This window comes from Roseobacter sp. (genome assembly GCF_045106495.1).
Taxonomy (GTDB): Bacteria; Pseudomonadota; Alphaproteobacteria; order Rhodobacterales; family Rhodobacteraceae; genus Roseobacter.
This window is the reverse complement of sequence record NZ_JBGCEQ010000047.1, coordinates 18,138-28,602: the sequence shown is the minus strand read 5'-3', so window position 1 is coordinate 28,602 and position 10,465 is coordinate 18,138. Positions and strand designations below refer to the sequence as shown.

Sequence of the window (10,465 nt, the reverse complement as noted above, 5' to 3'; positions counted from 1 at the left end):
CTGCACTTTGGCACATTCGATGCCGGTGGAGCAGGAGCAACCCACCTCATCCGCTTCAGGACCGCGAACGGTGACGGGATCTAGGCAAACCCGCCACGATACTGCGAAGTGGAGAACGGCAGGAAAGAGCCGATTGCCGACCGTGAACGCTCAAAACGAAAGTCGGCTTTGGGCTGGCACCGGTCAACGGACAAAAACGTTCAGATGTCGGCAGCAAGCCTGAATTGACGTATGTTGAAGTGGCACGAATGGTTACTTTTCTAGACTTCGGTCAAGTATGCAGAGCGTATAGCTGCTTTCATCGCGTCTTGCGGCCTGGTCTCCTCTGACCCGCTTACCGCCATCACCAGCTTGGAGGTCGGTGTGTTTCCAAAGCCAAGAGTATTGCTCATGACTGACAGGCCGGAGTGCAACGATGAGCGGCCCAGCAGACCGACTGCAATCCCGGCTTCAACTGCTGCGATCACGCCTGAAACACTTTGACTGGAATAGACGATGCGGTGCGGCTTTCCACGAGCCTTCAGCGAGGTGATTGCGGCGTCACGCCACCAGCAAGTGTGATCGAACAAGGCCACAGGCAGGCATTCATTAGCAGGGAATTCGCGATGCGCGGACGACACCCAGCACGTCGGATCTTCAATCAGCACTTCTTCGTGTTCTTTCGGGCATTCCACCTCATAAATCGCAAGGTCGAGTACTCCTTTGTCAAGTGCATCGGGGAAATGTGTGCTCAACGCGCAGGTCACATCCAGCTCGACTTTGGGATGGTGACGGGCAAAGGACGCTAGGATCTCCGCCAGCTTGGCCCGGCCGTGATCGTCAGGAATACCCACATGCAATTTGCCTGCCACAGTATTTTGGGAGATGTCTCGCAGCACGCTGTCGAGGCGTGCGGTGACTTCCAGTGCAACAGGCAGCAACTGGCGGCCCGTGTCGCTTAGGACAACGCCGCGCCCGTGCCGTTCAAAAACGCGTTGTCCGAGGATGGCCTCGAGGCGCTTGATCTGAAGACTGGTGGCGGATTGGGATCGATGGATGCGCGCGGCACCATCCGTGACGCTGCCAGCTTGTGTTACGGCGACGAAAGTGCGCAGCAAATCGCTGTCCAGATTTTCCATCCGTTTATCCAATACCAGAGATTGAAACTATTCGTTTCACATATGACACGCTGATCGGTAGTCTTCAAGGTTAGAGGAGTATGCAATGTCAGAGCAAACAGTTGCCCACCGCCATTCCAACAAAAAATTTGCGCTGCAGGGCATATGCCTTTTCCTGTTGATAGGTATAGGTATTGCTTGGCCGGAACACTCGGTGCTTGCTGCTAAATTCGTTCTTTGGGGCTTGTTTGTCGTTGCCCCCATCGTCATTCTAGGCATTTTTCTTGCGGCGTGGATCATCGCCAGCGGAGCAGATGCACACATTGCTGTCGCGTTCGAAGGCAAAACGTTGCGAACGGTCATGACCGCATCTTTAATTGGCGCGATTACTCCCGTCTGTGGCGTGACGGTATTGCCATTGATGGCTGGACTTTTGGCGGCAGGCGTTCCGCTGGCCCCGATCATGGCATTCTGGTTGTCATCCCCGATCACAGATCCAGCTATGCTTGCAACGACGGCGGCAACCCTTGGTCTGAGCTTTGCCATTGGCAAAACGCTCGCGGCCTTTGGTTTGGGTGTCTTTGGCGGAGCGATCACTGGGTTGTTTGCCAAGACACCTTGGGCGTCGAACGCGCTTCGCGACAATGGGCTGGCGCGCCAACTGAGCGCTGAACGCTGTGGAGCGGCTCGGACTTTCGACCCATGGGTCTGGAGAACACGGGCGCGTCGGCGGTCTTTTAGCACACAGTTTTGGGCAACGACGCGGCTGATCCTGATTTGCCTGATCCCTGCATTCACAGCCGAGTATGCGCTGAATGCTGCGCTGACGCCGGGTTCGCTCGCCGCATATGTTGGGGAGGATCAGTGGTGGGCCATACCTGCAGCCGTTTTTGTCGGAGCGCCGGCCTATATCGATGGCTACGCTGCGCTTCCTTTGACTCGTGGTCTAATTGAAAACGGCATGTCTGAGGGCGCTGCCATGGCCTTTTTAATCTCAGGCGGTGTGGTCAGCATCTGGGGAGCGTTGGCGATTGCCCCGGTCCTGAAACTGAGACCCTTTTTGCTGTATCTCGCCTTGGCCCTCTTAGGCTCGCTGGCAGCTGGATATGTATTTGATTGGGTAGTTTAGAGGACTTGAGCCTACCAAGAGCAGCCATTGGCGTGGCTGCATGGAAATGGTGCTTTGTCCGCGCCTGACCAGTTCGTGAGCAGCGCACCGAACGGCGATGTTTACAGAACCGGCCTTCCGCGACCTGCACGGCCAAAGTGTCGAAAGTGTCGAAAGTGTCGAAAGAGCCTAAACCTCCCAGATGCTGCATCAAGCGCCTGTTCTATGCGAGCGCGAGTGGAGAACCGGCAATGCTGGTGAGCAACAAATTACGCCTTCGGAAGTACAAACGCGATCACATTCGGATGCCGATTTCACCGGTGCCGATCTGGAGCTGGCACTCATCAGAGGTTCTGATCTGTCGAATACCACGGGCTTGTGGACCGACTGGCCGTATGGAATTCGTAGGTCGGTTGGAAAGGGCACATTGCATCCTCAAACCCATGACAAAACTATCGTGTCAAAGCTGTGGGATGTGTCTGAAAAGGCGACGAGGTTCAGTTGGAACGTATGACCCAAAACAGGCGAGGTGGTTCACGCTGCTCCTAGCCCAGCAGCCGACATTAGTGCAAGATGCTGCACCAAATAGTTTGGGCGCGCAGCAGAAACACGACGGTTTCGTTCAGATGACCACAGGCAGCCCAAAAGCGATCTGTCCTGCGCGAAAACCAAGGAATCCTTGACTTAGCCCGTGTCGCCCAGCTCAAGACTTTTAGCACGCAGATAAGCGATCTTGGTTGGTACATCAAATTGAGAGGAAGCCGCCTGGGACCGCCCTTGAGACCAGGACACTACAAACTCTTCTGTTGGCATAAGAAAAGCCAATCCGAAAGTATTCGCCTCTTCTCGTGCTTGATTTGAATCTGGTTCATACAAAGCCTGAATGCCGCAACCCGGTTTTGCTTTGCGTGTTTCGTCCACGTGCAATGCCCAGTGCCCAAGTGCCGTTGCTATTATGACGCGGTCATCACGTTTGCGCCCGGCGCGAGGCAGCCAGATAACCGGTTGTTCTTCCAGCGGTATTTCCAGCATTATTTCATTTGGGCGATGAGAGTATTCGATATCCACGCCAGCTACCTTGCAAACTTCGTCCAACGATTTTCCGCTTCTGAAGCCCCACTTTTGTGCGCAACGGTCCGCCAGAGCTTGTATTTCCAGGCGCGTCTGGCACGCCGCATCTGGCTCGACATAGGGATAGGACAGGTGTCTGGCAGGCATGTTACAAACCTTTTTCATTCAAAATCTGTAGGCGCTGATAGGACCGAAAGATTACCATACTGAGAATCTTTGGCGGGCTCGCAGACCTTTGGGCGCAAGATATGGCGCGGGTCTCTACGTTGTCAGCCTGCCACAGATCGGACTAGGTGTCTTTGGGAGCGCAGCCGACATCTGATGGTTTTGGTCAGATGGCCGCAGCAACCCTTTAGCTGCCGTTGGATTTGAGCGCCAGATCAGGGGTCGGCGGAAAAAACTGTTATTCAGTCTTTGGAGCCGAACGTTTGCTCTTGCATCAATATTTCGTCCGAAGGTGTGAACCCAACCCTGGACACGTCGCGTAGGGCAAGCACCACCGCAGCCGATTTCAACCATCGAGAGGCGGCCAAAAATGACTTGGTTGCGACTGGACCAATGACGGCTTTCAATACGTCATTCCAAACGCTGTCCTGAAGCCTTGGTTTTGTCAAAAGCCGCGGTTCGGAACAGACAAAGCCGTTTGACAGATGGGCTGTGGTTTTCTCGTCGGTATCAACATCCTGGCGAACGTTCCATTTGATGGTTGTCCACCGCATTTTACTAAAATGGCGTAGAGAACGCGGGCAGCATTGAGAATGCTCTAGGTTTCAATTGCATTTGCCCATTCGAGCAATACCGCTGTTGTGGGATTGGGTCGTCGTGCATCGAAACGGGGAAACCAATGGTATCATTTTTTTAACACACGGCCGCTACCGGGTTTTTGTACACAAAGATGTATCCAGCCGTAGGGGCCACCAAATGTCTATCTCGAAACTAATCTTCTCCAGCATGGGGGCTTTGGTAGCCATCATCATTCTGGTCGGTGGCTTCGCATCATTTGAGACAAGGGGGTTGACCGTAACCTTCAAGGAATATCGCACGGTGGCCAGCTCTGGCATCATAGCGGGCAAAATGATGGAAGACCTTGATCTGGCGCGCTCCGCTGCGCTTCACTATCGGTTTGATCTGAATGAAGAGCATGTGGCCGATGTGTCGGAGAACCTGGCCAAAATTACCGCCATTGAAAAAGAGATGTTTGAAATGCTGGAAGGTTTTCCGGAACAAGAGGGCCTTGAAGAGATTCCCCCTTTGCTGGAAGAATACGAAGCCGCGATGTTCCGGGTCGTGACGCTTCAGAATGAAAGCACCGTATTGGTCGATAACATCATTACCATCAGTTTGAATGCGCGCGAACAGCTGTCCGAAATTATGGAATCCGCAATGCGCGACGGTGACCCTGTGGCAAGTTCAGTTGCTGGCCTGGCGATGCGAGATCTACTGCTGAGCCGCCTGCATTTGGAGCATTTTCTGGTGACGAACGATCCCGTCGATACGGCAAAAGCGCATGATAAGATCGAAATTGCCAGAAGCGACATGTTGAAATTGCAGGCCGAGCTGCAGAACCCGCGCAGAAGAGAGCTGGCCGAATCCGTGCTTGTCGAGATGGACCGCTTTGACAATGCGCTCAAGGTCGTGACCGATGCCATACTCGCTCGAAACGAACAATACAACAGGATGGACGAAATCGGCCCCGCGGCTCTATTGTTGATACACAATGCCGTAGAAGCGATATCGCACCATCAAAAGCAACTCGGCGACACGGGTTTGAAAATTGCGAAAGAGTCATTTTTTGTTGTGATTGGAATGGTTGTCGCTGGTGTCATCGTTGGCGGGCTGCTGGCCTATTTCAGCGCGCGAAGCATCTCCACGCGCCTCTTGACGGTCACCAAAGGCATGACCGAGCTGGCCGATGGCAACCTCGATGTCGAGATCGAGAAGAGTGAAGACAAACATGAGATTGGCACGATGACCAATGCCATGGCCGTATTTCTGGACAACGCCCGCAAGGCGCGTGACCTGGATATGGAAGTCAAAGAGAAAGAAAAAGCCGATCGCGAGCGTGAGGAAGCTGAGCGGTTGCGTGAAGCTGAGATCGAGAAAGAGAAACGCGCAGCAGAAGAGCTGGAACGCGAAGCGGAACGTGCGCGGATGCAGACGCTACAGAACTTCCAGAACGACATGGAGCATGTGTTGGGCGAGGCCGCCGCGGGTAACTTCTCTAACCGCATGTCAAAAGATCTTGATGATCAGGCACTTGTCGGGCTGGCGAATGTGATCAACCAATTGCTGGAGCAAACCGAAACCAACATCGATGACATCGTCAGAAGCATCGGTGAGTTGTCACAGGGCAACCTTGGCATCCGGATCGACGGGGACCGCAAGGGCGCATTCCTCAGGATGAAGGATGACTTCAACACGGCTCTCACAACGCTTTCTTCGACCATGGCGGACATCATGGAAAGCGGCCAGAGCGTATCTGGAAACGCGTCTCATCTTGAGAAATCGTCCACTGATATGGCCAAGCGTGCGGAAGAGCAGGCGGCTGCGGTGGAAGAAACCTCTGCAGCGGTTGAAGAGATAACCGCAAGCATTCGTCAGGTCGTCCAAAACGCGAAGTCAGCTAATGAAGCGACCAAGAAAGTGCGTGAAAGCGCAGATAAGACCCGCGAAGTGTCCAATGAAACCGAGGAATCGATCAACGCGATGACCGAAGCGTCGGAGCAGATCAATCGCGTCGTTAAGGTGATTGAAGATATCGCCTTCCAGATTAACCTTCTGGCTCTCAATGCAGGGGTGGAAGCAGCGCGTGCCGGTGAGGCCGGGCGTGGTTTCTCGGTGGTTGCCTCGGAAGTCCGGGCGCTGGCGCAACGTTCGCAGGACGCGGTACAGGAAATCAGCAAGGTCATCGACCAGAACAATAACAGCGTCGAAGTTGGTGTTGAGAAGGTGGCCCAGTCACGCAAAGCTCTCGAAACAATCATTTCTGAAGTCGAGATTGCCTCTGGCGAAATCTCTGCGATTGCCCTGGCGGTTGAACAACAGTCCGCGGGTATTGAGGAAGTTAATACTGCAATTGGTTCCATTGACAAATCCTCGCAAACGAATGCCGCTTCTCTGGAAGAGATGAATGCGGCCAGTGTGTCGATGAGTGGCGAGGCCACGACGCTGGCGAAAGCCTTGCAGCAGTTTCACGGTGTATCGAAAGAGAGCGCGGTGGCGAACAGTCCCAAGACTGAAGTAATCGTCGAGGAACCAAGTGTACCAACTCAGCAACCGCAAAAGGTCTTGGCCGTTGCAGGAGGTCAACCGTTCGCGGGCGACGATTGGGAAGATTTCTGATCAGACAGGGCGGATCGAGGATTGTTTTTCTTTAAGACAGTATACCTCGTCCGTCCTGGCTGCACTTCCACAGCGCCGGGGCTACCTCCAGAATCGCGCAAAGAACTTGCATCCCCTGCTCCGGTATTGGACTTCCTCGGCAACGACATCGGCGCCGTTTCCTGCGCGCGAGCAGTAGCGTCTGGCAAGTCGTACACCTCGCTGTAGGGGCCCAGCCCCCTGATGCAAGTGTCGAGATCATGCCGCCAACCGCGATGGCAAGCAGCCCGAACCCCACTACATTGCGGTCAAAAGCTTGTCACAAAGAATACATTGCGGATCGTGGTCTGCAAATTCCGAACTGACGTTTGTTGAGCCCAAACGACTTGCGTTCAACGCAGGGAAAATAAGCCGTTGGAGTCCAAAATTTCGGGAGCAAGTTTTGAACAAGAGCGCTTTTGTTCGAAGATTGCTGACTTTGCAAAACCCTGAGATCGCTCTAAATTCTCGTAGCATTTTCCGGACCTTAAATCCAAGCCAACCGCCGATCATGCAGATGCCCCAACCAAGCACCGTAATGTCGTCCCGTGTCTTGCCTATTCTTGCGCGATGCAACGAAAGTGCGGTTTGGATGAGGCCGCGGAAACCCCTGGGCAATTGGCGAGAGATGGAGAGCTGCGACACGTTCTGACAAGAAAGGAACCGAGGCGTTTGTTGATTTTTAAGAGCCCATCGAAAACCTCATAAGCGCACCACAAAAACCATGTTAGAGATACTCTGCCGTGAAGGAATTTGTGAGTAACGTTGTCCATCTCGTGCGGCAGCCACTAATTCTGGAACAACGATAGATTCCCTACACATCATGCGTCATACTGGTAGCAATTCTAATAAATTGGAAACGGACAAAAGCGAGTGACACGTAACGTCGAAATCACGACACGGCTTGCCGCGCGGCTCAAAGATGAGCGCAAAGGCAAAGGACTTAGCCTTGATGCCTTGGCCAACTTGTCCGGTGTCTCGCGCTCAATGCTCAGCCAGATCGAGCGTGGAGAAAGCAGCCCCACGGTCGCCAGCCTCTGGAATTTGACCAAGGCGCTCAACGTGGATTTCTCGACGCTACTAGACGAAGACACCAAGCCTCTCCACCCGATCCGCGAAATACTACGTGCCGACACAACACCACGGATCCAGAATCGTGCGGCCGGGTGTTCCATTCGGATACTCAGCTCAACCACCGATGTGGGCGATACGGAAGTCTATGACATCGTCTTTGACCCCGACGCGGCCCTGGACAGTGCGCCTCACAAGACAGGAACTGTAGAGCATTTGACCGTGCTCGAAGGACGTCTTTCTGTTACCTCCGGAGATGAAACGGCCGAGGTATCGCTAGGCGATACCATCCGTTATGCTGCTGATCTGGAACATTCCATCCGTGCACCGATTGCCGCGCGCGTGTTGCTGATTGTGAAGGAAGACTGAATTCCAACTTAACGCAGGGCCTCCGTTATGTTGACAGAATCCCTTTTTACGGAATAGCCTCCATAAAAGCGGAGGCGCGCGTGTCCAGTATTTTCCTAGACCAAGTCAGCAAGGGCCTTGTTCAGGTCAGGGAAGATGGCCTCGACAAACGAGAAAGCCTGCGTCCTTCACCCCAGTCGGCGCGATTGGATGTAGTGGGGATGCAACACGCCTGTACGGTCATCAATCAGCACGCCAACAATAACATACATACGCTCGAAGACACGTTGAAGGATGCGCGCGCGGAGGGCGCTCGCCGTTTATCGATCAACTATTGCTAAGCGATGGACAATTTAGCGATAGGTTTTGAAGAGACGAAATCAAGCCAGTCACGCACGGTGTTTCTGGGTGGGCACGAAAGATCAAACGCCGCGATGCAATAGAGCGGCGAGACATAACAACGAAATGCAAAGGAGAGGACAATGAAGTTAAAGGAACCATTTACCGATCTGGACATCAACACCCAGGATTCGGGGTTTTATGAAGGTCACAGTCTGCCGATTGCGCTGATATCGAAGGTGACAATGGTGGGGTTGTTACTCTGGGCGATCATCTGGCCTATCAGCGCCACCGCCACACTGGACGGGTGGAATTGGGCGACACTTTTAGGGTTCAACACGTTCTACATCATCGCTGTTGGCTTTTTCGCGTTTTTCTTGTTGGTGTTGGTCGTGCTGCCAACCGGACGGCGAAAGCTCGGCGGAGCCAACACAACAACAGAGTTTTCGACATTTTCATGGTTTGCAATGATGTTCGGCGCTGGCCTCGGTGTAGGACTGATGGTCTTCGCTACGGCTGAACCTGTCGGTCTTTGGGGATCCAATCCGATCATTGTCTCGCAGGGCGCGGAGCCGAACTCACCCGAGTCAGTGCAATCCGCATTTCGATATTCGTTTCTGCACTTCGGGTTCCACGCTTGGGCGATCTACGTCATTACGGGCCTGAGTCTCGCCTACTATGCCTACACAAGGGACATGCCGCTGACGATCCGCACCGCATTGACGCCAGTACTGGGTCGGTTCGCTAACGGCTTCATCGGTCACATGGTTGATGTTCTGGGTGTCGTGGCGACCATTCTCGGCGTGGCTGTAACCATTGGGTACGGCGTGAGTCAATTTGTCGACGGCGTCTACAACGTCACTGGCATGGAATGGCTGATGGCCGCGTCTGTGGATGGTGCGGCACCCTTGCCCTCAACTGTCGGTCTTATTGCAGCACTTTGCGTCATCATGGGTATGTCGATACTGTCTGCGGTCTCAGGTGTAGGACGCGGGATCAAGTACCTGTCGAACCTCAACCTTGTTCTGTCATTGGTACTGTTGCTGACATTCGTTGTCTTTGGGTCGTTCATGTTCTCCATGACGACCTATGGCAAGGGCTTGGCGGACTACATCTTGCACTTCATCCCGCTGAGTTTTGAAGCTTATGGCCCGCTCTCACAATCAGGATTCGAGTCAGCACTTCCGGCAGAAGCTGAAGCTGCGGCATCGGGTCTCTATGCAGGGGCGACGAATGCCTGGGGCAATTACGAGGGCTTTGTCGCGGGGCTGACCGGCGAGGCCGCCGCACTTGATCCAAGCCTTCAGGCCGCAGCCTATGAGGCGGGTACGCAAGGGCGGCTCTTTGGCTGGCAGTCGGGGTGGACCACGTTCTATTGGGCGTGGTGGATCGCATTCTCGCCGTTTGTGGGTTTGTTTCTTGCGCGCATCTCCAAGGGCCGCACGGTACGCGAGTTCATCTTGGGCTGCGTGATAGCTCCGGCAATGGTGTGTTTTGCCTGGATTACCATCCTTGGCGGTACCGCTGTCGAAGCAGAGTTGAGCGGCGTGGCAGACGGTGCGATCATTGCCGCGTCCAACACGAACAAACTTTTCGTATCATTGCAGATGATCCTGCCTGAATGGCTGGTCGGAGCAGTGATCGTGATGTGCGTCATACTGATCATGACGTTCCTTGTGACGTCGGCAGACTCGGGTATCCTGGTAATGAACACGATCATGTCGGGTGGTGCGACGGAGACCGGCATCAAACACCGCATCATCTGGGGTCTGATCCTGACAGGCGTGATCGGAAGCCTGCTGGTCGCGGGCGCGCTGGACCCCGACAACGCTGATCCGCTCGCCCCGCTTCAAGATGCAATGATTGTTGGAGCACTGCCGTTCACTTTCGTCATGGTGATCATGGCGGTTGCTCTGGCAAAAGCGCTTATCAACGACAGCCGACGTGAGAAAGCGGGTATGACAATTGCGGAGCCAGCTGAATAATCTACCCAAAGGCTAAAAACAGCCCCGGCGTTGAGAATTACCAACGTCGGGGCACTTACTTGGCGTTCACTTATCAGCCAATCGGA

General features: G+C 54.1%; 7 protein-coding genes. 5 read left to right on the top strand and 2 right to left on the bottom strand.

The annotated features are described in order from the left end of the window. Nucleotides 1–260: 260 nt before the first annotated feature. The gene (locus AB8B75_RS20490) at nt 261–1,118 is read right to left on the bottom strand and encodes a LysR substrate-binding domain-containing protein (protein WP_405364821.1); all 858 of its coding nucleotides are present in this window, start codon (nt 1,116–1,118) and stop codon (nt 261–263) included. A gap of 85 nt (nt 1,119–1,203) precedes the next feature. Between AB8B75_RS20490 and AB8B75_RS20485 the strand changes: the two genes are divergently transcribed. Next, a complete protein-coding gene (locus AB8B75_RS20485) occupies nt 1,204–2,226 on the top strand; it encodes a permease (protein ID WP_405364819.1) in 1,023 nt (340 codons plus the stop codon). A 663-nt stretch (nt 2,227–2,889) separates the two neighbouring features. Here AB8B75_RS20485 and AB8B75_RS20480 read toward each other — a convergent pair. Further along, nucleotides 2,890–3,423 (bottom strand): ImmA/IrrE family metallo-endopeptidase, encoded by a 534-nt coding sequence (locus AB8B75_RS20480; RefSeq protein ID WP_405364817.1) that lies wholly within the window; start codon nt 3,421–3,423, stop codon nt 2,890–2,892. A gap of 774 nt (nt 3,424–4,197) precedes the next feature. Here AB8B75_RS20480 and AB8B75_RS20475 point away from each other — a divergent pair. The 4 genes from AB8B75_RS20475 (at nt 4,198) to AB8B75_RS20460 (ending at nt 10,379) form a co-directional block, all read left to right on the top strand. After that, nucleotides 4,198–6,618, top strand: a complete 2,421-nt coding sequence (locus AB8B75_RS20475; RefSeq protein WP_405364815.1) for a methyl-accepting chemotaxis protein — start codon at nt 4,198–4,200, stop codon at nt 6,616–6,618. A gap of 891 nt (nt 6,619–7,509) precedes the next feature. After that, nucleotides 7,510–8,076 (top strand): helix-turn-helix domain-containing protein, encoded by a 567-nt coding sequence (locus tag AB8B75_RS20470; protein ID WP_405364813.1) that lies wholly within the window; start codon nt 7,510–7,512, stop codon nt 8,074–8,076. A gap of 80 nt (nt 8,077–8,156) precedes the next feature. After that, nucleotides 8,157–8,396 carry a hypothetical protein gene (locus AB8B75_RS20465; RefSeq protein ID WP_405364811.1) on the top strand — a complete coding sequence of 80 codons (240 nt, stop codon included), beginning with the start codon at nt 8,157–8,159 and terminating at the stop codon, nt 8,394–8,396. A 141-nt stretch (nt 8,397–8,537) separates the two neighbouring features. Then, nucleotides 8,538–10,379 carry a BCCT family transporter gene (locus AB8B75_RS20460; protein WP_405364809.1) on the top strand — a complete coding sequence of 614 codons (1,842 nt, stop codon included), beginning with the start codon at nt 8,538–8,540 and terminating at the stop codon, nt 10,377–10,379. Nucleotides 10,380–10,465 lie beyond the last annotated feature (86 nt).

What these genes read in the sequence shown, in the direction of transcription:
- AB8B75_RS20490 (WP_405364821.1), bottom strand. Translation starts at nt 1,118, where the DNA reads ATGGAAAATCTGGACAGCGATTTGCTGCGCACTTTCGTCGCCGTAACA.
- AB8B75_RS20485 (WP_405364819.1), top strand. Translation starts at nt 1,204, where the DNA reads ATGTCAGAGCAAACAGTTGCCCACCGCCATTCCAACAAAAAATTTGCG.
- AB8B75_RS20480 (WP_405364817.1), bottom strand. Translation starts at nt 3,423, where the DNA reads ATGCCTGCCAGACACCTGTCCTATCCCTATGTCGAGCCAGATGCGGCG.
- AB8B75_RS20475 (WP_405364815.1), top strand. Translation starts at nt 4,198, where the DNA reads ATGTCTATCTCGAAACTAATCTTCTCCAGCATGGGGGCTTTGGTAGCC.
- AB8B75_RS20460 (WP_405364809.1), top strand. Translation starts at nt 8,538, where the DNA reads ATGAAGTTAAAGGAACCATTTACCGATCTGGACATCAACACCCAGGAT.